The sequence below is a fragment of the Albirhodobacter sp. R86504 genome (genome assembly GCF_042466415.1).
GTDB lineage: Bacteria > Pseudomonadota > Alphaproteobacteria > Rhodobacterales > Rhodobacteraceae > Albirhodobacter.
Genome location: NZ_JAXHCH010000002.1, coordinates 2071973 through 2094533 on the forward strand (window position 1 = coordinate 2071973; position 22561 = coordinate 2094533).

At 59.0% G+C, this 22561-nt stretch carries 21 protein-coding genes; 13 read left to right on the forward strand and 8 right to left on the reverse strand.

From position 1 onward, the window contains the following. Positions 1–88: 88 nt before the first annotated feature. The 3 genes from SJY32_RS11985 to SJY32_RS11995 are packed head-to-tail and all read left to right on the forward strand — an operon-like array spanning position 89 to position 3162. Positions 89–562, forward strand: a complete 474-nt coding sequence (locus SJY32_RS11985; RefSeq protein WP_376875485.1) for a MarR family winged helix-turn-helix transcriptional regulator — start codon at positions 89–91, stop codon at positions 560–562. Continuing rightward, the gene (locus SJY32_RS11990; RefSeq protein ID WP_376875488.1) at positions 552–1631 is read left to right on the forward strand and encodes an HlyD family secretion protein; all 1080 of its coding nucleotides are present in this window, start codon (positions 552–554) and stop codon (positions 1629–1631) included. The genes SJY32_RS11985 and SJY32_RS11990 overlap by 11 nt, the downstream gene beginning before the upstream one ends. A gap of 1 nt (position 1632) precedes the next feature. After that, positions 1633–3162, forward strand: a complete 1530-nt coding sequence (locus tag SJY32_RS11995) for a DHA2 family efflux MFS transporter permease subunit (protein WP_376875491.1) — start codon at positions 1633–1635, stop codon at positions 3160–3162. A gap of 75 nt (positions 3163–3237) precedes the next feature. Here the strand turns inward: SJY32_RS11995 and SJY32_RS12000 are convergent, their stop codons facing one another. After that, positions 3238–4599 carry an ammonium transporter gene (locus SJY32_RS12000; RefSeq protein WP_376875494.1) on the reverse strand — a complete coding sequence of 454 codons (1362 nt, stop codon included), beginning with the start codon at positions 4597–4599 and terminating at the stop codon, positions 3238–3240. Positions 4600–4625: 26 nt separating this feature from the next. Further along, positions 4626–4964: a P-II family nitrogen regulator gene (locus tag SJY32_RS12005; protein WP_376875497.1), complete on the reverse strand. Its 339-nt coding sequence runs from the start codon at positions 4962–4964 to the stop codon at positions 4626–4628. 273 nt (positions 4965–5237) lie between these two features. Between SJY32_RS12005 and SJY32_RS12010 the strand changes: the two genes are divergently transcribed. Next, the gene (locus SJY32_RS12010) at positions 5238–7484 is read left to right on the forward strand and encodes a transglycosylase domain-containing protein (protein WP_376875500.1); all 2247 of its coding nucleotides are present in this window, start codon (positions 5238–5240) and stop codon (positions 7482–7484) included. Between the two features lie 112 nt (positions 7485–7596). On the opposite strand, the gene map is transcribed toward SJY32_RS12010, so the two are convergent. Next, the gene (gene map / locus SJY32_RS12015) at positions 7597–8406 is read right to left on the reverse strand and encodes a type I methionyl aminopeptidase (RefSeq protein ID WP_376875503.1); all 810 of its coding nucleotides are present in this window, start codon (positions 8404–8406) and stop codon (positions 7597–7599) included. Between the two features lie 116 nt (positions 8407–8522). On the opposite strand from map, the gene SJY32_RS12020 reads away from it, so the two are divergent. Genes SJY32_RS12020 through SJY32_RS12030 form a run of 3 tightly spaced genes read left to right on the forward strand, consistent with a single transcriptional unit; the run spans position 8523 to position 10932 of the window. Continuing rightward, positions 8523–9248, forward strand: coding sequence for a competence/damage-inducible protein A (locus SJY32_RS12020; RefSeq protein WP_376875506.1), 726 nt, complete (start codon positions 8523–8525; stop codon positions 9246–9248). Then, entirely contained in the window at positions 9248–9967 is a 720-nt protein-coding gene (locus SJY32_RS12025) for a GNAT family N-acetyltransferase (RefSeq protein WP_376875509.1), read from the forward strand. The genes SJY32_RS12020 and SJY32_RS12025 overlap by 1 nt, the downstream gene beginning before the upstream one ends. Next, complete coding sequence (locus SJY32_RS12030; RefSeq protein ID WP_376875512.1) at positions 9964–10932, forward strand: OmpA family protein; 969 nt, start codon at positions 9964–9966, stop codon at positions 10930–10932. Before SJY32_RS12025 ends, SJY32_RS12030 begins: the two co-directional genes overlap by 4 nt. A gap of 94 nt (positions 10933–11026) precedes the next feature. Here the strand turns inward: SJY32_RS12030 and SJY32_RS12035 are convergent, their stop codons facing one another. Then, the gene (locus SJY32_RS12035; RefSeq protein ID WP_376875515.1) at positions 11027–11932 is read right to left on the reverse strand and encodes a LysR family transcriptional regulator; all 906 of its coding nucleotides are present in this window, start codon (positions 11930–11932) and stop codon (positions 11027–11029) included. Positions 11933–12190: 258 nt separating this feature from the next. Between SJY32_RS12035 and SJY32_RS12040 the strand changes: the two genes are divergently transcribed. Then, positions 12191–14197, forward strand: coding sequence for an FAD-dependent oxidoreductase (locus SJY32_RS12040; RefSeq protein WP_376875518.1), 2007 nt, complete (start codon positions 12191–12193; stop codon positions 14195–14197). Between the two features lie 24 nt (positions 14198–14221). Here SJY32_RS12040 and SJY32_RS12045 read toward each other — a convergent pair whose 3' ends face one another. The 3 genes from SJY32_RS12045 to SJY32_RS12055 form a co-directional block, all read right to left on the reverse strand. Beyond that, positions 14222–14581: a hypothetical protein gene (locus SJY32_RS12045; RefSeq protein ID WP_376875521.1), complete on the reverse strand. Its 360-nt coding sequence runs from the start codon at positions 14579–14581 to the stop codon at positions 14222–14224. An 11-nt stretch (positions 14582–14592) separates the two neighbouring features. Further along, positions 14593–15369 carry a DUF6478 family protein gene (locus SJY32_RS12050; protein ID WP_376875524.1) on the reverse strand — a complete coding sequence of 259 codons (777 nt, stop codon included), beginning with the start codon at positions 15367–15369 and terminating at the stop codon, positions 14593–14595. A gap of 138 nt (positions 15370–15507) precedes the next feature. Next, the gene (locus tag SJY32_RS12055; protein ID WP_376875527.1) at positions 15508–16245 is read right to left on the reverse strand and encodes a hypothetical protein; all 738 of its coding nucleotides are present in this window, start codon (positions 16243–16245) and stop codon (positions 15508–15510) included. 177 nt (positions 16246–16422) lie between these two features. Between SJY32_RS12055 and accD the strand changes: the two genes are divergently transcribed. Then, a complete protein-coding gene (accD, locus tag SJY32_RS12060; protein ID WP_376875530.1) occupies positions 16423–17433 on the forward strand; it encodes an acetyl-CoA carboxylase, carboxyltransferase subunit beta in 1011 nt (336 codons plus the stop codon). Between the two features lie 94 nt (positions 17434–17527). Next, complete coding sequence (locus SJY32_RS12065) at positions 17528–18799, forward strand: bifunctional folylpolyglutamate synthase/dihydrofolate synthase (RefSeq protein WP_376875533.1); 1272 nt, start codon at positions 17528–17530, stop codon at positions 18797–18799. 23 nt (positions 18800–18822) lie between these two features. Here the strand turns inward: SJY32_RS12065 and zapE are convergent, their stop codons facing one another. After that, positions 18823–19902 carry a cell division protein ZapE gene (zapE, locus tag SJY32_RS12070; protein WP_376875536.1) on the reverse strand — a complete coding sequence of 360 codons (1080 nt, stop codon included), beginning with the start codon at positions 19900–19902 and terminating at the stop codon, positions 18823–18825. Positions 19903–20042: 140 nt separating this feature from the next. Between zapE and SJY32_RS12075 the strand changes: the two genes are divergently transcribed. The 3 genes from SJY32_RS12075 to lpxK are packed head-to-tail and all read left to right on the forward strand — an operon-like array spanning position 20043 to position 22495. Then, positions 20043–20300, forward strand: coding sequence for a DUF4170 domain-containing protein (locus SJY32_RS12075; RefSeq protein WP_376875539.1), 258 nt, complete (start codon positions 20043–20045; stop codon positions 20298–20300). Between the two features lie 6 nt (positions 20301–20306). After that, the gene (locus tag SJY32_RS12080; RefSeq protein WP_376875542.1) at positions 20307–21512 is read left to right on the forward strand and encodes a 3-deoxy-D-manno-octulosonic acid transferase; all 1206 of its coding nucleotides are present in this window, start codon (positions 20307–20309) and stop codon (positions 21510–21512) included. Further along, entirely contained in the window at positions 21512–22495 is a 984-nt protein-coding gene (gene lpxK / locus SJY32_RS12085) for a tetraacyldisaccharide 4'-kinase (protein ID WP_376875545.1), read from the forward strand. Before SJY32_RS12080 ends, lpxK begins: the two co-directional genes overlap by 1 nt. Positions 22496–22561 lie beyond the last annotated feature (66 nt).

Sequence of the window (22561 nt, forward strand, 5' to 3'; positions counted from 1 at the left end):
AAGATGGCGGCCTTCACCGGGTCGCCCTTTTTTTTCTTGAAAAGGTATACATGCTTATAATAACGAGGCTTACGAAAGTGAGGGCGGAATGTCGCAAAAACATGATATTGAAAACTCCTTGGGCTTTTTGCTTCATAACGCGGCACGCGCGGTAAAACGCCAATTCGAGATGCACGCCGCGATGCTGGGCTTAACCTCCGCGCAATGGCGGGTTTTGGTTCAGCTGATCGTGAACGGATCCCTGCCTCAGGCGCGCCTCGCGGAAGCCTTGGAGATTGAGCCAATTTCTGTGTCCCGCATCGTCGATAGAATGCAAGAAGGCGGCTGGGTTGATCGTCACGCCGACCCTAATGATCGCCGTATCCGCATCATCACGCCGACGCCGCGGGCCGAGGCTGCATTCGAAGATGCGCGCAAGATGGCGGATACCGTTTACGCCCAAGCCTTCAAGGGCGTGAGCGAGGCCGACCAATCCGCGCTTCGCCATACCCTCTCCCTCATCATCACCAATCTCGCACAGCCAACGAATACCGCCCCTTCGGAGCCTCACAATGACAACTGAGACAAATCCCTCGACCGCCGCGAAAGCGAAATCCTCCAAACGCCCCAACAAGGCGCTCATGGCTGCGCTTCCTGTCGCTCTGATTGTCGGTGGCGCTTATATGTGGCTTAGCGCCGGACGTTTTGAGTCAACCGAGAATGCAGCCGTTCAACAAGCGCGAATCTCCGTCGCCCCACAGCTGTCGGGCCGCGTCACAGAGGTCTTCGTGGGCGACAATCAAATGGTTGAAAAGGGCGCGCCTCTGTTCCGGATTGATCCAGAGAGCTACAAATTCGCACTTGCGCAGGCCGATGCGGCCCTCGCGCAGGCTCAAATCGGCGTTGAGCAACTCCGCGCCGCCCACCGCCTGGCCGAGACGCAAGTCACGCTTGCACGCGACGAAGCGGCCTATCTGAAAACCGAGTTCACACGCCAGACAAACCTAACACAACGCGGCGCGGCATCAGATAGCTCTTTAGACAAGGCGCGCTACGCCTCCGCCGCGGCGGATGAGGCGCTTGCCGCTGCGCAACAAGGCGTTCAGGCCGCGCTCGCGGCCCTCGGCGGCGACGCAGACATCAAAACCGAGGACCACCCAACCGTCCGCGCAGCGCAGGTCGCACGTGACCAAGCGGCGTGGCAACTGGATCAAACACTTGTACGCGCCCCGACGGATGGGCTCGTCTATCAAGCATCTTCTTTCAAGCCGGGACAATTCGCGAGCACCGGCTCGTCAGCGTTCACACTCGTTGAGACGGCGGATACGTGGATCGAGGCAAATTTCAAGGAAACGCAACTTACAAATATCGAGATAGGGCAAACCGCCGAGGTCGAATTCGACATCTTCCCAGATCGACATTTTGACGCGGTTGTCGACGCCATTGGCGCAGGCACGGGTGCGGAATTCTCGCTTCTGCCGGCACAGAATGCCACCGGCAATTGGGTAAAAGTGACGCAGCGCGTTCCCGTTCGCCTGCGGCTTATCGACGGCGCGGCGACAGCCGGCCTGAGAACTGGCCTCTCGGCGCATGTGACCGTGGACACGACCCACGATAGCAAGCTTGGCGCGCTCATCGCGAAAGCCGAGTAAAATGGGCGAGATCACAGATAGACAAAGGACGTTGATCACGCTGTCGGTGATGTTGGCAACGATCATGCAAGTCCTTGATACAACGATTGCCAACGTCGCCCTACCCTCAATGCGGGCCGACCTCGGCGCGGCGTCCGACACGATCAACTGGGTTTTGACATCTTACATCGTTGCCGCCGCAATCGTTACGCCGCTCTCGGGCTGGCTATCGGAAACGTTTGGGCGGCGCGAAGTCTTTCTGATCTCGATTGCAGGGTTTGTGATGACCTCGATGGCCTGCGGCTTGGCTTGGTCACTGGAATCGATGGTAATGTTCCGCGTCCTACAGGGTGTCTTCGGCGCTGCCATTGTCCCACTGTCGCAAACTTTTCTGCTCGATATCAACCCCCGCGAAAAGCACGGCTCTGCCATGGCAATGTGGGGCGCCGGCATCATGGTTGGCCCCATCATCGGCCCGACTTTGGGAGGGTATCTAACCGAAACGTTAAATTGGCGATATGTCTTTTTCATCAACCTGCCCATCGGCATTATCGCATTTCTGGGGTGTTATTCGTTCCTGCCCAATATGTTACGCAGGGTCCGGCAATTTGATTTCGTCGGCTTTGCGATGCTCGCCCTCGGGGTCGGTTGCCTTCAGCTCATGTTGGATCGCGGCGCCGAGGTCGACTGGTTTGCCTCGACCGAGATCTGGATCGAGGCTGGACTTTCAGCGACAGGTTTTTGGATTTTTGTGACTTGGATCATCGGCACGAAAGAGCCTTTTCTCGATCCGCGAATGTTCATCGATCGCAACTTCGCAACCGGCCTCGTTTTCATCTTCGTGGTGGGGATCATCTTGCTGTCATCACTGGCGTTGTTGCCTCCGATGCTCTCCACGATCTATGGCTATCCGACGATCACGACAGGCATGGTCATGGCGCCGCGCGGCGTGGGAACGATGATCACGATGATCCTCGCAGGCAAATTGATGCAGTTCATCGATCCGCGCAAACTCGTCGTCACTGGGCTTATGTTCACGGCGGCATCGCTTTGGATGATGACTTGGTTCACCCCGCAAATGGACGCCACATTGATTGTTTCATCGGGCTTCATTCAAGGGTTGGGATTGGGGATGGTGTTTGTGCCATTATCCACCGTAGCTTTCGCGACCCTTTCCCCCGAATTTCGGGGGGATGCAACGTCGCTGTTCAGCTTGGTGCGCAACATTGGCTCATCGATTGGAATTTCGTTCGTGACGGTGTTGCTGACCCATAACGTCCGGATAAACCATCTTGAGCTTGCCTCGACTCTGTCGGCCGATAACCCCAACCTATCAACAATCAGCACCCAAGGCTCGGCTCTCGCGAAATACGGTGAGACCGCGATTTGGCAGACGCTTGATAATTTAATGACGATTCAAGCTTTGATGATTTCCTACATCGACGACTTCAAGGCGATGATGTGGATCACGCTTGGTGCTATTCCTTTGGCGCTTCTTTTGCGCAAACCCGATGTCGGGGGAGGATCGGCGCCCGCTGTCCATATGGACTAGCAAGCTGGACGCACGCGCGAATGCAAAAAGGCCCGAGGTAATCCTCGGGCCTTTTCTGGTTTCATGCCGTTAAGATCAGGCTTTGAACTCTGGATAGGCTTCCATACCCAGTTCTGCCTTATCAAGGCCCATCATCTCGTCTTCTGCCGAGACACGGATCCCGCCCATCAGAGCTTTGAGAGCCAGCCAGACGATCGACGAGGTCACGAAGACGAACACGCCTACGATGACGATCGGTGCGATTTGACCCATGAAGGTCGCGTCAGGGTTGGTGAACAGAACAGCGATGGTGCCGTAGATGCCGCAAACGAGGTGAACCGGAATGGCGCCAACAACGTCATCGATTTTCAGCTTATCGAGCATCGGAACCGAAACAACCACAAGGAAGCCACCGAAAGCACCGATCAGGGTCGCTGCGCCGATCGACGGCGTCAGAGGTTCTGCGGTGATCGACACGAGACCAGCCAGCGCGCCGTTGAGCACCATGGTGAGATCCGGCTTTTTGAACAGAAGCTGAGTAGCGATCATCGCGACGATGGCGCCACCGCATGCTGCTGCGTTGGTGTTGACGAAGATGCGCGAGATGTCAGCCACGTCGCCAATCGAGCCCATAGCGAGCTGCGAAGCGCCGTTGAAGCCGAACCAACCCAGCCACAAGATGAACGTCCCGAGCGTTGCAAGCGGAAGGTTGGAGCCTGGGAATGGTGTCACGCGACCATCTTTGTATTTCCCAAGGCGTGGGCCGAGGATAAGCGCACCCGCAAGAGCCGCCCAGCCACCAGTCGAGTGAACAACAGTCGAACCGGCGAAATCGAGGAAGCCGAACTGCGAGTCGAGGAACCCGCCGCCCCATTTCCACGAACCGACGATCGGGTAGATCACAGCGGTCAGAACGACGGTGAATGCCATGAACGGCCAAAGCTTGATGCGCTCGGCCAAAGTGCCCGAAACGATCGACGCTGTTGTTGCGCAGAACATAACTTGGAAGAAGAAGTCCGAACCGGTCGAAGCGTAGGAATAATCATCAACGCCGTCAGCGCCAACGCCAACCGCTTCAAGAACCGCCATCGCGAACGCACCGAGATAGCCGCCGGTTTCATCCGAACCGATGGACCAGCTGCCCAGAGGATACATCAGGTTGTAACCGATGATGTAATACATTGTGCAAGCGATCGCGAAGAGCGCAACGTTCTTGAGAAGCTGCATCGTAACGTTTTTGGACCGAACGAGACCGGCCTCCAACATTGCGAAACCCGCCGCCATCCAGAACACGAGGAAGCCGCCGATAAGGAACAGCAATGTGTTGAGGATCCAGACAGTATCTGTCGGAACGGCGCTTGCAGCGGCGGCCTCGGCGGGCGCGTCCTGAGCAAGCACCGGAAGGGCTGCAACGGCAAGCGCCGCGGCGAGGCCCGAAATTTTGGTGAGATTTTTCATTTTTTGTTTCCCTGAGTCCCTGATTCTCAAAGCGCGTCGTCGCCGGCCTCGCCGGTGCGCACACGTACTGCTTGATCGACGTCGAGGACGAAGATCTTGCCATCACCGATCTTGTCGGTTTTGGCGGTTTTGAGGATGGTATCGACAACGGTCTCCGCGAGCGCGTCTGCGACGACGATCTCCAGCTTGACCTTCGGCACGAAATTCACGGCATATTCTGCGCCGCGGTAGATCTCTGTATGGCCAGACTGGGCGCCAAAGCCCTTAACCTCGGTCACCATCATGCCGCGCACGCCGATGACGGTGAGCGCTTCGCGCACCTCCTCCAGCTTGAACGGTTTGATCGCTGCGATAATAAGTTTCACGTGCTGTCCCTTCTTATATGCTTTTCCGCGTGGTCTCGGGTCGCGGCGAAACAACCCTATGGGGTCACAAAGCGCGCATCGGAGGCATCCGACAATAAAAGCGCGTGGCCAGAAGGGGGAGAACCGGCCAATATCCGCCCAAAAATTCAACAATTAAGCAGCTAAGTCTAAATATTAGGCGATCAACAAATCGAATCGAAAGGTAAAGAGCCTTCATAACGCGCGCCGTCCGGTGTAGTTTCCGCGAAACGAGCGAATACCGGACGGAGATCCATGGCGGGAACAGGCGGGCGGCGCACGCCGCTGGTGGCAGACAGGCGCTATGCGCCCAGCGCCCCAAAACCAAAACCGAAATCAGGCGGCGGGAAGCCCCCGAGAAAACCGCCTACCCGCCGCGCGAAAGCTCCGCGACGCAACCCGCGCAAGCGCGGATTGTTGATGGGCGCGATCATCGGCTTATTCACTTTGATATGGCGTGTGATTTGGGGCATCGGGTGGCGCGTGGCCGCCGTGGGCGCCCTGATCTTGGGCAGTGCGACATTCTACTTCTACAGCCAGCTCCCCCCTCTCGAGGCGCTGCTTGACGGGCGTTCGCGAGGCTCTGTTACCTTGCTCGACAGAGAGCAGAAAGTCTTCGCGTGGCGCGGTGAGACTTTCGGCGGACAAAGTTCATCGGAGAACGTTTCACCGCATCTGCGCAACGCGGTCATCGCGGCAGAAGACAAACGGTTTTACGGGCACCTCGGCGTCTCCCCGCGCGGGATTGCCGGTGCAGTGAAAATCAACCTATCAGAGGGCCGCGGCCCGCTGTCGGGCAACGGTGGCTCGACCCTCACCCAGCAGGTCGCAAAACTGGTCTGCCTCGGGGTGCCATTCGATCCAAAACAGTGGAAAAGCGAAGTCGAATACGAGGATGACTGCCGTTCGGGCGGCGTATCGCGTAAGATCAAGGAGATTCCCTACGCGCTCGCGATGGAAATCAAGTACTCGAAAGCCGAAATCCTCACGATCTACTTGAACCGCGCCTACATGGGCGCGGGTGCGCGGGGCTTTGAGGCTGCCGCGCAGCGCTACTTCGGCAAATCGGCGGCGAACGTGAACGCTCAAGAGGCCGCAATGCTCGCAGGTCTCCTGCCTGCGCCATCGCGCTATTCGCCCACGAATAACTTGCAACGCAGTCAGGATCGCGCGGACACCGTCATCAAGTTGATGTGGGAACAAGGATTCCTGACCACCGCCGAGCGAGACGAAGCCTGGGCCAATCCTGCAACCCTCTCCGAAGCTGCGCAGGCGCGTGCTGGCGGGTATTTTGCGGATTGGGTCATGGAAACGGGCCCCGATTTCTTGACCACGGACACAACCGAAGATGTCATCATTCAAACGACGTTGGACCAGCGCGTTCAAACGGCGGCAGAGGATGCCATCCGCGCAGTGTTCGACGCCAAGGTGAAGGAAACTTCCAAAGCGGAAGCCGCGGTTGTTGTCATGTCGGCTGATGGGGCCGTCCGCGCGATGGTTGGTGGGCGGACTACCAAAGTAACGGGCGCCTTCAACCGCGCGACCCACGCGAAGCGCCAGACAGGATCTACCTTCAAGCCCTTCGTATACGCCGCCGCGCTTGATCTAGGCTATACGCCCGATACCATCGTCGAGGATGCGCCGCTGACGATCAATGTGAAGGGCTCCGGCCCATGGTCCCCCCAGAACTATACCAAGCGATACTTGGGGCCGATCCCGCTCTACAAGGCGCTCGCCAATTCCGTGAATACCGCCACGGTGCGCGTTTCGGAAGATGTCGGTTTGGAGGCCGTTAAAAAGGTCGCAACCGATTTCGGCTTCGCCTCTGATCTCGCGAATGGGCCAGCCGTTGCCTTAGGCGTCTCCGAATCCACCCTTATCGAGATGACAGGCGCTTTCTCGGGCATCCTCAACGGCGGCTCATCCGTGCGCCCCTACGGCCTCGTTGATTTGCGTTTCAAGGGCGACACAGAGTCCCTGATCTCGCAAACCGGCGGGATCGGGGAGAGGGTGATCTCCGAGAAGGCAGCGCGGGAACTCATTTGGATGATGAATAAAGTCGTCACCGAGGGATCCGGCGGCCGCGCAGCTTTGGATGATCGCGAAGTCGCAGGCAAAACAGGGACGACGCAGGCCGCGCGCGATGCTTGGTTTATCGGGTTCACCGGTGACTACGTCACAGGCGTCTGGATGGGCAATGACGATAATACCCCCCTGAACGGGGTCACCGGCGGTGGCCTTCCTGCTGAGATATGGCATGAGGTAATGGTGCGTGTTTCGGCGGGCACGCCGGTCGTGCCTTTGCCAAAGGCCGATCCGTCGGAGTGGCGCGGCATCTCCAATCAACAAAGCTACGGCGGGCAAACGCTGTCGTCGTCGCAAACGGATGGGAACGTCTCGGGGTGGACCGCGCCGCAAGTGCAACAGCCCGCCCCCGACGAGCCCGACATCGCAGAGCGTATCCTTCGGGAGGTGCTCGGCGTCTTTTCAGGCGGCAATTGACCCCAAGTCGGGATGCCTCCCAAAAAACGCAAAAAGGGCGCCGTTTCTGGCGCCCTTTTTAGTGAAACATGAAGCGACGGCTACCTGTCGCGCATCAGACCATTCAGCGTGATCACCGCCAAGTTGGGTGGAATCGATCCGCAGGCGAAAGCGTGAAAATCTCGCACCCGTCGGCGGTCACGCCAACCGAATGTTCGAACTGAGCTGACAAAGATTTATCACGCGTCACTGCCGTCCAGTCATCCGCAAGAACTTTGGTTTCTGGACGGCCCAGATTGACCATTGGTTCGATCGTGAAAATCATGCCTTCTTCCAGCATAGCCCCCGACCCTTTGCGCCCGTAGTGCAGAACGTTCGGCGGCGAATGGAAGACTTGCCCGATTCCATGGCCACAAAAGTCGCGCACAACCGACATCCGCTGCGCTTCGACGAATTGCTGGATCGCAAACCCGATGTCCCCGAATGTGTTGCCGGGCTTGACCTGTTCAATCCCCAACATCAGCGCATCATGCGTAACTTGGATCAAACGTTCGGCCTTGCGCGAAAGCGTGCCCGCAACATACATCCGGCTCGTATCACCGAACCAGCCATCCAAGATAACGGTGACGTCGATATTGAGAATATCACCGTCTTTAATCACTTTATCGCCCGGAATACCGTGGCAAACAACGTGGTTCACCGAGATACACGACGCATGTTGATACCCGCGATACCCGATGGTCGCCGAAACCGATCCCAACTCCGTGACACGCTGGTTAATAAACGCGTCCAGCGCACCTGTGGTGACCCCGGGTTCGACGAGGTCCGCAACCTCATCCAGAATCCGCGCCGCCAGATGGCCCGCCGCTTGCATGCCCTCAAATTCGGAGGTCTCGTAAATACGGATTCCGTCCTTCGTCAGGCGTCCTTTATGGTCTTGCACAGGCATTCTCCTCAGACTTTCTTCCCAAATAGTCACAAATCCGCGGCTTGACCAGCCTGAGGCTTCCCCGCGCGCGCATCCGGCGCTACACCTTTGCAAAACGAGGGGTGATAGCCATGACAAATCCAACCGCAGCGATCCTGATTATCGGAGACGAAATCCTCTCGGGGCGCACCCGCGAAGGGAACGCCTACTGGCTTGCGGGAGAGCTTCTGGCCGCCGGGATCACCCTTGCGGAAATCCGCGTCATCCCCGACGATCACGCCACAATCAAGGCCGCCGTTGTCGAGTTATCAGGGCGCAACGATACCCTCTTCACCTCTGGCGGCATCGGCCCGACACATGACGACATCACCGCCGATGCGGTGGCGGATGCGTTCGGGCGCAGCATCGATGTCCGCGACGACGCACGCGCGCTTTTGGCGGCACATTACAAATCGCGCGACTTGGAATTCACCGCCGCACGCATGCGTATGGCCCGCATTCCGGAAGGGGCCCTGTTGATTGAAAACCCCGTCTCGGTGGCGCCGGGCTTTTCAATTGGGAATACCTACGTGATGGCAGGCGTTCCGTCGGTCTTCCAAGCGATGGTCGCGACGGTTCTGCCGACCCTCACAGGCGGCGCGCCGCTTTTGTCAGAAAGCTGGCGCGTCCAACGGCCGGAATCGGACGTAGCCGATCAATTGCGTGCCTTGGCAGACGCCTATCCGGCCCTGTCATTCGGGTCTTACCCTTTCACGATAAAGGGCGAATACGGTACAAATCTCGTCGTCCGCGGCACGGATGCCGCTCTCCTTGCCGCAGCGTATGACGACCTGAAATCCAGTTTTCCGGTCGCGTGATGCGTCCCGTCGACGAGATCCTTGATGTCACATGGCCTGCGAAGTCCATGTCTGTAGCCGGCGGCTTCACGCTGCGCGAGGGCGGCGATGGTATCCAGAGGATCTCCTGCGCGACACTCAACGGCGTTTTCAGCGACGCCGAGATCGACGCTGCTGAACAAGCACAATCCCAATTGGGTCAACCCTCCCTCTTCATGATCCGCCCGTATCGCGGCCCCGACGAGATGGCGCTGGACGTTGCGCTTAAGCGCAAAGGCTACCGTATTAATGATCCCGTGACGGTGTATCACGCGCCGGTCGCACGTCTCCTGAGCCGAGTTCCCCCTGTCACCGCCTTCGCGCATTGGCCGCCTCTCCAAATTCTGCGCGAGGTGTGGGCCGCGAACGGCGTGACCCCGCCGCGCCAAGCCGTCATGGAACGGACCCCCGTGAGAAAGACCGCCATTCTGGGCCGCCTTCACGATCGCGCCGCAGGCGGCGCCTTCGTCGCCATTCATCAACGCACGGCAATGCTTCATGCCCTCATCACCGCCCCATCATTCCGGCGGCAGGGCTTGGCGCGTCACGTCATTGCGCAAGCTGCGCATTGGGCGTCTGAAAACGGTGCGGAAGATTTCACACTTGCCGTCACCCGCGCAAACCCCGCGAACTCACTGTATCAATCGCTCGGGATGCGTGAACACTGCAGTTATCACTATCGTCTAAAGGCTCATGTATGAAACGCCTTTCTCTATGCTTTTGCTTGATCGCCGTTGCGGCACCAGCTTTCGCGCAGGACACCGCCGGCAGCCTGGCCGCCGCGCCAGCCCTCGCGGGTTTACCAAGCGATGCAACCCTTAGCGCAAGCGCCCCGCAAACGACCGCACGTTTGACCCTGCCCATTGACGCATGGCGCAACGATGATGTTGCCACGGCGAATATCGAAGGCGAAGTTGTGAAAAGCGCGTGGCGCATCCCTCAAAGTCGGATGAGTCCGCTTGATCTGATGTCACCGATCCGCGCGGATCTACTCGCGCAAGGATACACGACAATCTTTGAATGTGCCGCGCGGGATTGCGGGGGGTTCGATTTCCGATATGCGCTTCCGCTCCTGCCAGAACCTCAGATGCACGTAGACTTAGCCGATTTTCAGTATTTTATTGGCCGGAAAGGCGCGGATATCGTGTCACTCGTCACTTCGCGCTCCTCCGAAAGCGGATTTATCCACCTGACCAAAGTACGAGAAACCTCCGGCTACGTGCAGCCAACGTTTGAAACACAGGCGCCCGTTTCCAACTCGAGCGAGGCCGCCGATCAAAGCCCAGGCGATATCGCACATGCGTTGAGCGCGCTGGGCCGCGCGGCCTTGGATGATTTGGTATTTGCTTCAGGTTCGGCATCGCTCGAACCACAAGATTATGCATCGTTGGAGCGGCTGGCAGATTATCTTATCGCGTCACCTGACCTACGCATCGCTCTTGTTGGTCATACAGATATGGATGGGTCTCTCGACGCGAATATCGCCCTGTCAAAACGGCGGGCAGAGGCAGTTCGTGATCGCCTCATTGAGCGTTGGAACGTGCCTGAGGCACAACTGACTGCCCAAGGCGCGGGCTGGCTCGCGCCACGTGCCACCAACGCGACACAAGAAGGGCGCATGCAAAACAGAAGGGTCGAGGCGATTATCACCTCGACCCGAAGTTAGCATAAGCCGCACGGACTAGGGTCCGGGGGAAGCGGCCTTTGCGGCAGGGAACCGCGCGACTAACCCCGCCGCGCGAAGGGGATATCAACCACGTTTACCAGTTATCCGGCCCGCGATCTGTAAAGGTCTGCGCCAGGAAATCGATAAACGCGCGCACCTTAGGTTGCGTAAACCGGCCGGGCGGATAGACGGCGTAGATACCAAGCGTTTCCATCGGCAGATCTGGGATAGCCTCCTCCACCAGCCCTGCCTTCATCGCATCCGCGTAGAGGAAAGAGGGGAGATACGCGATGCCGAGTCCGGCCGTCGCGGCATGGAGCAACGACTGACCGTCATTCACCGTCAGCCAACCGGCCGACCGAACTTGACGTCGCTCGCCCGACGGGGCGGTGATTTTCCAAACATTTCCGGCTGATTGGTTCGAATAGTGGAGAAGTTTGTGCTCGTTCAGGTCGTCGATCTTCGTCGGACGGCCATATTTCTCGAAATAGGCGGGGGATGCGATCATGCGGCGCGATGTCTCGGTAAGCTTGCGCGCACGCAGGGTGCTATCCTCCAACTCGCCCACGCGGATCGCCATATCGAAGCCCTCCGAAATGAGTTCGACATAGCGGTTGTTCAACACCATATTCACGTTGATATCAGGGAATTCTTGCAAGAAATCACCCAAGACGGGCGACAGCAAATTGACGCCGAAATCTGTCGCAACAGAAATTCGCAGGAGGCCAGACGGCGCGACTTGCATCGACGTGACAAGGGCATCTGCCTCGCCAGCGTCATTCAGAACACGGCGCGCACGATCGTAATAGGCCAGACCAATCTCCGTCGGAGAGACACGCCGCGTCGTGCGGTTCAACAGACGGGCGCCCAAACGCGCTTCAAGCGCGGAGACATGCTTCGAGACAGCAGATTTCGAAATGCCCATCTTTTTCGCAGCATCGGTAAAGCCGCCTTGGTCTACGACCATCGCGAAAGCTTCCATTTCCGTTAGGCGATCCATTTCACATCTCTCTTCTACAGTCCGTCGTTGAAAGAAGGTATCGTTGCCAAATCGGGCGCAAATGCGGCCCATCGCGGACAATAGCAGGGAATTCGACGGGTTGGTCCGATCTCCGAAACGGTCAAACCGCGGGCGTTTCACACGCAAGGATAGCCGTATCGCCCCGCAATCATTGAACATATCCCGCCCGAATGACGCCGCGTTTCAGGTGACAGCCACCGCGGGGCGCGCAAGATTGATGCCAACAGGAGGACCAACATGACCGCTTACCCGCATCTTCTCGCCCCGCTCGATCTGGGCCACATAACACTGCCGAATCGCGTCATGATGGGCTCGATGCACACAGGGCTAGAGGAAACAGGCGATTGGAATCGCGTTGCAGAATTCTATGCCACCCGTGCGCGCGGCGGCGTTGGCCTCATGGTAACGGGGGGAATGGCGCCTAATGCAGAGGGCGGAGTATTTCCCGGAGCGGCGGGCTTATTCTCGCCCGTTGATATCGCGAACCACCGGATTGTCACTGATCGCGTTCATGAGGCAGGCGGCCGCATCGCGATGCAGATCCTTCACGCGGGCCGCTACGCCTATAGCAAAGACTGCGTCTCGGCATCAGCCGTAAAATCCCCGATTTCGCCCTTCCCTCCCAAAGAGTTGGACGATGAGGGGGTCGAGAAACAAATCAGCGATATCGTCACTTCGGCGACACGAGCCCAGCAGGCGGGCTATGACGGTGTCGAAATAATGGGATCAGAGGGCTACTTCCTCAATCAATTCCTCGTCCGGCATACAAATAAGCGGACTGATCGCTGGGGCGGGTCGTATGAAAACCGGATGCGCCTTCCTGTCGAGGTCGTGCGGCGCGTGCGCGAGGCCGTTGGCCAAGACTTCATCGTGATCTACCGCATTTCGCTGATCGATCTCGTGCCGGACGGCTCGACTTGGGATGAGGTTCTTGAGCTTGCCCGCGCAATCGAGGCCGCCGGCGCGACGATGCTGAATACAGGGATAGGCTGGCACGAAGCGCGTATCCCGACCATCGCGACCTCCGTTCCACGCGCCGCCTTTGCGTGGCTGACCGCGCGGTTGCGGCCAGAAGTTTCGATCCCTGTGATCACCTCGAACCGGATCAACACGCCACAGGTGGGCGACGCGCTTCTGGCCTCTGGTCAGGCCGATATGGTCTCCATGGCCCGTCCATTCCTTGCAGATCCGAATTTCGTGACGAAGGCCGCACAAGGCCGCGCGGACGAAATTGCGCCCTGCATTGCATGTAACCAAGCCTGCCTCGATCATACATTCTCCGGCAAGCTGTCGACCTGCCTCGTGAACCCCGTTGCGGGCTATGAAACGGAACTCACCCTTACACCGGCCGCGACTCCGCGCAGCATCGCCATCGTCGGCGCAGGGCCTGCAGGGCTCAGCGCCGCGATTACCGCTGCGGGGCGCGGGCATCACGTCACGCTGTTTGATCGTGCAACCGAGATTGGCGGCCAGTTGACGATGGCACGCAAAATTCCGGGAAAAGAGGAGTTCTACGGACTGACCGACTGGTTCAAGGTGATGGTAGATCGATCGGGCGTAACACTTCGCCTTGGCCAAGACGTCGATGCGGCCATGCTCGACGGGTTCGACGAAGTTATTATCGCGACAGGCGTCGTGCCGCGCGACCCGAACATTCCCACATCGGGAGGCCAAGTGGTCAGCTACGTCGATATTCTGACAGGGCGCGTGACCGCCGGCGAGAAGGTTGTGATCATTGGCGCGGGCGGGATTGGGTTCGATGTCGCGGAATTCCTGACGCAGTCGGGTGAGAGCGCGACCCTAGACCTTGATGCATGGCGTCGCGAATGGGGGGTCGGGGATCCGGCTGAAACCGCAGGCGGATTGACAGCCCCGCACCCCGAGGCGCCCGCGCGCCAAGTCACCCTGCTGCAACGGAAGGCCGAAAAGCCGGGCCGACGGCTGGGTAAAACGACCGGATGGATCCACCGCGCGCAATTGGCGGCCCGCAACGTCAAAATGATGGGGGGCGTGAATTACGAACGCATCACGCCGGAGGGGCTGGAGATCAGTTTTGGTGAGGCCCGCGAGCGGCCCGAAACCATCGCCGCAGATACGATCGTGCTCTGCGCGGGCCAGCTTTCGGAACGTAGCCTGTTCGATGCGCTGCCCCGTGCGCATATCATTGGCGGCGCCGACCTCGCAGGCGAGCTAGACGCGAAGCGCGCGATTGATCAAGGTGTACGACTGGGCGCAGCACTGTAAGTTTCAGGGCTTTGGGCGTGCAGGTTATCCCTGCGCGCCCGTCTCCACGCAGTGACGTCGGAAAGCCTTCTTCAAAAGATCGAGCTCTGCCCGCAGCAGATCAACCTCGGCACGCAGGTCCTCACCTACGGGCAGACCAGCATTGATAATAAATTCGCCAATCTTGTCCTGCGCGATCTTATCGAACACGATGAACGACAAGATTCCCTCACTCAGCAGCGCAGCGGGGATCATAACGCTGACACGCCAGCGCCCCTTCCCCATATCTTCAAGTTCAGGCGCCCCAATCGGCTTGTCGAGGTGCAGGACTTCGATCTCCGGTGCCGCGTCGGAGGTGACAATTCCCTCCCAGCGACCCGCCCGCAGGCGCGACATTTGCAACATGGCGGCTCTCCTTAGATTTCTGCGCGCGGATGGCGCGACAGGTTGAGATCGCGCAGGACAACTTGGTTCATTTGCGGCCCCTCAAAGATCAAATCGATCCACGCACGCTCGATCCGTTTTTCATTCAATTTGGTATAGGCGAGATCAAACTCAACCCAGCTTTCGACCGTGCCCGACAACGGAATTTCACGAACGATCTGCTCCGTATTTGGCCCGTGTTTGACATTCAAGCGCGCGAACATCTCCAACGGTTTTTCCAATTCAACGCGAAGATCCAACCGGACCAGATGCGTCAGACGCAACCCATCCAGCATCATCTGCGGAACATCCAATACCAGCGACAAGAAGGTGCCATCGAACCGAAAAACATCCATCCTCAGGCCGAACGGCGCAAGATCCTCGGCACGTTGGTTGCGCACCTGCCGCAAGGTGAGTTCCGACTCGATGCAATCGTGAAAGACCTTCAGCTCCGTGCCCAACGCGCTGCGGCTTTCCGCTGCGGCGATTGCGCCGTTGCTCAACCGCGACTTCCACAATTCCGGCCGCCACGAGCGATCTGTGCCGAGAGGATGGCGCATTTTCTCCGCGTCAATCGGCGGCATTCGGACACGATCTTCTGCAACCCGCCGAAACGCATCCAATTCAACCCGCAAGGCCTCCGCATCCGTTAATAGAGTGCGCACATCATTGAGCGGCGCGGATTTAGCGAGCCGCGCAAACCGCGCCCAACGCGCCACGGCGCGACTTTGGGACATGCGTTTCAAAAAGGATGTAGGGGTTTTACTCATTTACAGATCAATCGTTTCACTAGTCGCAACAATAAAGACTCAAAGTATCCGATTTGCAAAGGTCGGACACCTGAACAAATGGCTAATTGCCTTGAAAATTCGGTTATGACGAAAGGCCTTGCCTCACGCGTAAGCTCATCAGCGAAGATCCTCGACGCGCGACGCAAAATCGAGCAGAAGCGCACGTTGATCCGCATCATCAATCTCGTATCCCGCGCGCGGTAAAGCCGACAGCGACACCATCCGCCCCCCGATAGAGGCCAGCGCACGCCAGTAGGTCTCTGACATCTGTGCGGAATCCGTCATGACCGATGTATCTGTGAGGTGAATCATCAAGATGTCGCCCTCTCGCCGCAGTTCGATTAAAGCGACCGTCGACGCATCCCCCGTGCGCGACAAGGCTGCCCGCCCCGCCCTGCTTTGGAAAAACCGTTCCAAGGCTGGGAAACTTTGCCGCAAGGGTTGTTCCGGCCCTGCCCCTGTCACCATCGCGGCCAGCGCAACAGGCAATTTGGGGCGCGAGAAGCTCCGCAACGGGTTCAGCGACGCACAGCTTCCAAACAGGGCAAAGCCCCCATCTGCCGTCGCCCGAGTGGCCTGCGCATCAACACAATAGCCACGCGGTGCCGTAAACTTCATTGTTCCAGCGGCAAGCAAAACATCGCGCTTTGCGGGCGATGCCAAGCCCCCCTCTTGGGTCACCGCACAGCCAGAAAGCGCAAAAACGAGCGCCAACACAGCGCCAAGACGATGTCGTTGTGCGCGAAGCGCCCGCGGCGCCGTCCGGCCTTTAATGGAAAAGTGTGACACCCGTTGTAACTCCCCGCCCGCGAGCATCCCCGCACGGCTTCTGATTTTCAACTCTGGAACAGGCATAAGGGGGTGCCCCCCGAGGGGCAACCAGCGTTTTCGATACCAAGGCGCGAAATGGCATCACATGGTCGATAACAACCTCATCCACATCAAGTTTTGCTTGGTTGGCCCTCGCGGATTGCAATTCTCTGCGCAGGGGACTATTTCGATGGCTCAAATTCCGTGCCAAAGGGCCAGATTATGAACTGGATTTCGAACTACGTCCGCCCGAAGATCAACTCGCTCTTCTCGCGTCGCGAGGTGCCTGAGAACCTTTGGACGAAATGCCCCGAATGCGGGACGATGCTGTTCCACCGTGAACTTTCGGACAACCTCAACGTTTGCACCAACTGCAATCACCACATGGCGATCACCCCGCGAGAGCGATTTGGCGCTCTGTTTGATGGCGGTATTTTCACCGAAGTGAAAGTTCCCGAGCCGGTGTCCGACCCGCTGCAATTCCGCGATCAGAAAAAATATCCCGAGCGGATGAAAGCGGCGCAGAAGAAGACCGGCGAGAAAGAGGCAATGCTCGTCGTGCAAGGCGAGATGGGCCGCACGCCGATTGTCGCCGCATGCCAGGATTTCTCGTTCATCGGCGGTTCGATGTCGATGTATGTCGGAAACGCGATCGTTGCGGCAGCGGAACGTGCCGTCGAGCTGGGCCGTCCGTTGATCTTGTTCTCGGCCGCGGGCGGGGCGCGCATGCAAGAGGGGATTTTGTCCCTTATGCAGATGCCGCGGACGACGGTTGCGGTGCAGATGCTCAAAGAAGCGAACCTGCCGTATATCGTGGTACTTACCCATCCGACGACGGGCGGCGTGACGGCGTCTTATGCGATGCTTGGCGATGTCCAAATCGCGGAACCGAACGCTTTGATCTGCTTCGCAGGGCCGCGCGTCATCGAGCAAACCATCCGGGAAACCCTTCCCGAGGGGTTCCAACGGGCGGAGTATCTGCTCGATCACGGGATGCTGGACCGTGTGACGCATCGCAAAGACATGCGCGACGAGTTGATCACGATTGTGCGCTTGCTGATGAAAATGCCCCCCGCGGTGAAGGGGGACTTGCCTGCTCCCGCGACCACGGATGTTGCTGTCGCACCTAAGAAAGACGAGGCGCCCAAGGCTGGCGACGCGAAGGCATCGGCGCCAAAAGCGGCCTCGGATAAAGCCGTCGTCGCACCTAGCGCGAAACGCGAAGCCAAGTAACGATACAATTCCGCGCCCCCGACGGGTGGCGCGGAATTCATCGGCTGCGCGGGAGAGCCGCGCCCCATTCCCCATTGTTTAAAGGCCGCACCAGATGACGCATGCCGCAACTTCCGACGCCATCCTCACGCGGCTCATGACGCTTCATCCCAAAATTATCGATTTGACCTTGGATCGCCTGACGCGCTTGCTCGCGGCGCTTGGGAATCCGGAACGCCAATTGCCCCCCGTGATCCATCTGGCCGGAACAAACGGGAAAGGCTCGACCCAAGCGATGATTCGCGCAGGGCTTGAGGCGGATGGTCTGAAAGTACATGCCTACACCTCGCCGCATCTCGCACGGTTTCATGAACGCATCCGGCTTGCAGGCGAGTTGATCAGCGAGCCTGCCCTGATGGCGCTTCTCGACGAATGCGACGTCGCGAACGGCGGTCAGAATATTACGTTCTTTGAGATCACGACGGCTGCCGCGATGCTCGCCTTCTCGCGCGCGCCCGCGGACTTCACCCTTCTCGAGGTTGGCCTTGGCGGACGCCTCGATGCGACCAATGTGATCGACGCACCCGCTTTAACCGTGATCACGCCAGTATCCATCGATCATCAGCAATATCTCGGGGAAACTTTGGCAGAAATTGCCGGTGAAAAGGCCGGGATTTTGAAGCGCGGCGTGCCTTGTATCGTCGGGCCACAACAAGAGGCGGCATTGGACGTCATCGAAGCGCGCGCCGCCCGCCTTGGCGCACCATTGTTTGTTCACGGACAACACTGGCATGCCTTTGAGGAACGCGACCGCCTGATCTTTCAAGATGAGGATGGCCTGCTCGATTTGCCGATGCCCAATCTGCCCGGGCCGCACCAAATTGAAAACGCGGGCGCCGCGATCGCCGCGCTCCGCGTTCTTAAAAAAGGCAATGCCGAGGCGGCTGTTACGCGCGCCGTCTGGCCCGCACGTATGCAAAGACTGCGCACAGGGCCGCTCGTCGAGAGTGCGCCGTCTGCGGAGATTTGGCTCGACGGGGGGCATAATCCTGCGGGGGGCAAAGCCGTTGCGGCGACCTTGGGGCGTATGCCTTCGCGCGAGACACATCTGATTTGCGGCATGCTGAATACGAAAGATATTCACGGCTATCTAGCGCCCTTGGTGCCACATACCAAAAGCCTCACGGCGGTCTCGATCCCGGACGAAGTCAATACGTTGCCGGCGGAAACGACGGAAGCTGCGGCGCGCGATGTCGGGATGCGAGCGCAATCCGCACCGGACGTATTATCAGCACTAAAGGCTATTATTGCCGCCTCGCCGAACGCGCGCGTGCTGATCTGCGGATCGCTTTACCTCGCGGGCCAAGTCCTCAAAGATAACGGCTAGCGCAACTCGCCTCGCGCTGGCGGTTACTGCGCGTCAGAGGCCCAATCTGCCGCCTGCATTTCTCGTAGACGGGACGCTGTGCGCTCAAATTCGAAGCTACCTGTGCCCTCGATATAAAGCTGCTCGGGCGCTTCTGCTGCAGAACAGATCAGGCGTACCTTGGCCTCATACAGCGTATCAACCAACATAACGAAGCGCTTTGCCTCGTTAAAGTTGCTCGCCGAGAGCAGCGGAATATCATCAAGCACCAGCACGCGAACGGCATCAGCAATCGCGAGATAATCGGCCGCACCCAGCATCGAGCTACACAAATCCCAAAACGATGCGCGTCCGACACCGGCATAAAAACGGGGGATGACAACCTCCCGCCCTTTAACCGCGAGTTTCAGAGGGCCAGCCTTTTGCCCCCCCACAAGATCCGACCAGAGCCCCTCCACCGCAGCCTCACGGCCCGCGCCTGTGAAATAGACCTGTGCCCCCGCGAGCCGATGCTGGCGGTAATCTGTTTCGCTGACAATTTCCTGCACTTCCATCACCTGATTGATGAAGGCGATAAACGGCAAGAATAATTGCCGGTTCAATCCGTTTTTATAGAGATCTTCCGGCACACGGTTGGACGTTGTGACAATCACCACACCCGCCTCTGTCAGGTATTCAAACAATCGACCAACGATCATGGCATCCGCGATATCTGTGATCTGCATCTCATCGAAGCATAACAGGCGGATCGATTGCGCGACCTCTTGCGCTACGGGCCGGATGGCGTCTTGCGCGCCGGTTTTGCGGGCCTCGTGAAGTTGCGCCTGAATCTCTTGCATGAAGGCATGGAAATGCACGCGTCTTTTGGGCACATCACACGCGTCGTAGAACAAATCCATTAACATCGATTTGCCGCGACCAACCCCCCCCCAAAGATAGAGGCCCTGCACGGGTTGCGCGGAGGTTTTACCGAACAGGCCGAACAGACCTTTCTTGGGCGCAGGTTGTGCATCAAGCTCGCGGCGGACCCGCTCCAGCAGGGGCAAGACGGCGCGCTGCGCTGCGTCTGCACGAAGCGAACCATTGGCGACACGCGCCTCGTAAATCTCGATCAAGGTTTTCATGTCTCTCCGATAGCGCGCGCCACCTCGTAAGGGAAGCCCCTCGCAGTCGGGGCATGTCACCGCGCCTCGTCTGTCCCACTTGAGCGCGCGGCCCGCATCGCATAGGGTTAGGCGCGTAATCTTATCGCCTAGGAGCCCAAATGAGCGACAAATCCCCTCAACGCCTTCATCTTGTCTTCGGCGGCGATCTGATCGATCCCACGCGTACCGAGTTTAAAGACCCCGAAAATGTCCATGTCGTCGGCATCTTCCCCAACTACGAGGCCGCACATGCCGCGTGGAAGGCAGAAGCCCAGCGCACAGTCGATAACGCCCATACGCGCTATTTCATCGCGCATCTGCATCGCCTGCGCGACGAAGCCGCACCGGCTTCCCCGACCGAGGAATTGGGCGGCTAATCTCTTATGATCGGTCAACTCGTTCTCGGGATGTGGGCGGCGACGCGGCGCACGAAAACTGCGCAAACTCACACCGCCCCCCTCGGGAGCGAGCCCACGCGGCCCAAAGGGCCCGTGGTTTGGCTCAATACGGCGCACGAGACTGATCTCGCCGCCGCGAAGTTGCTGGCGCGGTCGATGAGCGACAAGCGGCCCGATCTGGCGATTGTGGTCAATTGCGATTCCGCATCGCTTCCACCGTCCGACTTGCCAAATGTGATTTGCGCCCCGTCAAACGGCGGCGCGCTCGCGTTTCTCGCGCGGTGGCGGCCGGATCTGATCGTCCATATCGGTGCAAAGCTGCAGGCAGATCTCGTACCTCATATCGAGACACCACAGATGCTCGTCGGCGCAAGGGTCGAGCCGCCGCATGGAATGAGCGCCCGCCTTTGGCGCAAGGCGGAGCGCCTGATGCTTGCGAAAATGCGCGAAATTCATGTCGAGGATCAGGCGAGCGCGGGAGAAATCGCGCGTATGAAATTGCCGCCTGCGATCGTGTCCGGCGTGATCACGGAAACGCCAAACCCGTTGGAAGCATCCGAGGCCGAGCGGAACGCCTTTTCACAGACGCTGCGCGCGCGCCCGGTATGGGCGGCCTTGGCGGTGCCTCAAGGCGAGGAACGCGCGGTTCTCGCCGCCCATGGCAAAGCCCTGCGCCATGCACATCGCACGTTGCTAATTCTCCAACCTGAGGATCCCGCGCGGGCGCATGAGCTTGCCGAAACCCTAGAGGAAGCAGGTTGGTCCATCGCAACTCGGTGGTCCGAGGGTGAACCCGATGATGACACCGAGATATTCATCGCAGATGATCCATCCGAAGCGGGACTATGGTATCGGATTGCGCCGCTGACCTTTTTGGGCGGAACTTTGTTTGGCAAGGGGAAGGCGCCCCGATCGCCCTTTGAGGCCGCCGCTCTTGGTTCAGCAATTTTGCATGGGCCGAACACCGCATGCTTCGCAACCGATTTTGAGCGTCTCGAGGCCGCGCGCGCCACACATCGCGTCGCCTCGGCATCTGGCTTAGGGGACGCGCTCGCGGATTTGCTCGCACCCGACCGGATGGCCATGCTTGCGCATAACGCTTGGGTCGTCACGTCAGGGGGGGCGGGCGTTACAATGGCGATCACCCATGCTATTCTGGCGCAACTTGAAACGCTGGAGATCCCCGCCTGATGCAAGCCCCGTCCTTTTGGGATCGCAAATCGAGCTGGCAAGCGCGGATCCTCGCGCCCCTTGGTTTCCTCTACGCCGAGGGAACACGCCGCCGCATCGCCAATGCAACGCCTTGGCGCGCGCCCGTCCCCGTTATTTGCGTCGGAAACATCAATGCAGGCGGCACGGGAAAGACGCCGACAACCATCGCCGTACTACAACGTCTACAGGCGCGCGGGCTCGACGCGCATATCGTGTCGCGCGGGTTTGGTGGCTCGTTGGAGGGGCCGGTTCAGGTGAATGAGCGCATTCACACCGCCGCCCAAGTCGGCGACGAGCCTTTGCTGTTGTCAGCGTTCGGGCCGATGTGGGTCGCCAAGGATCGCGCGTCAGGGGCTCGCGCCGCAGTCGCGGCAGGGGCACAGGTAATTGTGCTGGATGACGGGCATCAGAACCCAAGTCTGGAAAAAGACCTGTCTTTGATCGTGGTCGACGCCGCGAAGGGCTTCGGCAACGGACGCTGCATTCCCGCAGGCCCATTGCGCGAGCCGCTTAACGTAGGGCTCGCGCGGGCCGATCTTGTGTTGTCCATCGGGGACGCGAAAGCGCAGGCCGCATTTGAGGAAGCTTGGGGCGAAGTGGTCGGGCTTCCCCGTTTGAAGGCAGCGTTGGCGCCACTGCAAACGGGTATGGATTGGGAAGGCCTAGAGGTCTTGGCCTTTGCGGGTATCGGCCAACCTGAGAAGTTTTTCACAACTTTACGCAACCTCGGCGCCAAGCTGATTCGCGCAGAATCGTTGGACGATCACCAGCCCTACACACCCGCCCTTCTGACACGGCTGGAAACGGAAGCACGGCTCTCGGGCGCGCAGTTGGTGACGACGGAAAAGGACGCGGCACGTCTCCCTGCGCATTTTCGTCCAAAAGTTTTGGCGCTTCCCGTGCGGCTGGCGATTGAGGACCCGGCTGCGTTGGACGCTGCGCTAGATCGTCTTGGGCTTTAAGCCGTTCGCTCCAAGCCTGCCGCTGATATCTACTGTTATAAAGATATTAATACGCCCCGCTAAACC

Excerpts from the sequence above, each read along its gene's own strand:
- SJY32_RS12065 (WP_376875533.1), top strand. The coding sequence starts at position 17,528 with ATGACGCATGCCGCAACTTCCGACGCCATCCTCACGCGGCTCATGACG.
- accD (WP_376875530.1), top strand. The coding sequence starts at position 16,423 with ATGAACTGGATTTCGAACTACGTCCGCCCGAAGATCAACTCGCTCTTC.
- SJY32_RS11985 (WP_376875485.1), top strand. The coding sequence starts at position 89 with ATGTCGCAAAAACATGATATTGAAAACTCCTTGGGCTTTTTGCTTCAT.
- SJY32_RS12050 (WP_376875524.1), bottom strand. The coding sequence starts at position 15,369 with ATGAGTAAAACCCCTACATCCTTTTTGAAACGCATGTCCCAAAGTCGC.
- SJY32_RS12035 (WP_376875515.1), bottom strand. The coding sequence starts at position 11,932 with ATGGATCGCCTAACGGAAATGGAAGCTTTCGCGATGGTCGTAGACCAA.
- zapE (WP_376875536.1), bottom strand. The coding sequence starts at position 19,902 with ATGAAAACCTTGATCGAGATTTACGAGGCGCGTGTCGCCAATGGTTCG.
- SJY32_RS11990 (WP_376875488.1), top strand. The coding sequence starts at position 552 with ATGACAACTGAGACAAATCCCTCGACCGCCGCGAAAGCGAAATCCTCC.
- lpxK (WP_376875545.1), top strand. The coding sequence starts at position 21,512 with ATGCAAGCCCCGTCCTTTTGGGATCGCAAATCGAGCTGGCAAGCGCGG.
- SJY32_RS12045 (WP_376875521.1), bottom strand. The coding sequence starts at position 14,581 with ATGTTGCAAATGTCGCGCCTGCGGGCGGGTCGCTGGGAGGGAATTGTC.
- SJY32_RS12030 (WP_376875512.1), top strand. The coding sequence starts at position 9,964 with ATGAAACGCCTTTCTCTATGCTTTTGCTTGATCGCCGTTGCGGCACCA.
- SJY32_RS12010 (WP_376875500.1), top strand. The coding sequence starts at position 5,238 with ATGGCGGGAACAGGCGGGCGGCGCACGCCGCTGGTGGCAGACAGGCGC.
- SJY32_RS11995 (WP_376875491.1), top strand. The coding sequence starts at position 1,633 with ATGGGCGAGATCACAGATAGACAAAGGACGTTGATCACGCTGTCGGTG.
- SJY32_RS12080 (WP_376875542.1), top strand. The coding sequence starts at position 20,307 with ATGATCGGTCAACTCGTTCTCGGGATGTGGGCGGCGACGCGGCGCACG.
- SJY32_RS12040 (WP_376875518.1), top strand. The coding sequence starts at position 12,191 with ATGACCGCTTACCCGCATCTTCTCGCCCCGCTCGATCTGGGCCACATA.
- SJY32_RS12075 (WP_376875539.1), top strand. The coding sequence starts at position 20,043 with ATGAGCGACAAATCCCCTCAACGCCTTCATCTTGTCTTCGGCGGCGAT.
- SJY32_RS12025 (WP_376875509.1), top strand. The coding sequence starts at position 9,248 with ATGCGTCCCGTCGACGAGATCCTTGATGTCACATGGCCTGCGAAGTCC.
- SJY32_RS12000 (WP_376875494.1), bottom strand. The coding sequence starts at position 4,599 with ATGAAAAATCTCACCAAAATTTCGGGCCTCGCCGCGGCGCTTGCCGTT.
- SJY32_RS12055 (WP_376875527.1), bottom strand. The coding sequence starts at position 16,245 with ATGCCTGTTCCAGAGTTGAAAATCAGAAGCCGTGCGGGGATGCTCGCG.
- SJY32_RS12020 (WP_376875506.1), top strand. The coding sequence starts at position 8,523 with ATGACAAATCCAACCGCAGCGATCCTGATTATCGGAGACGAAATCCTC.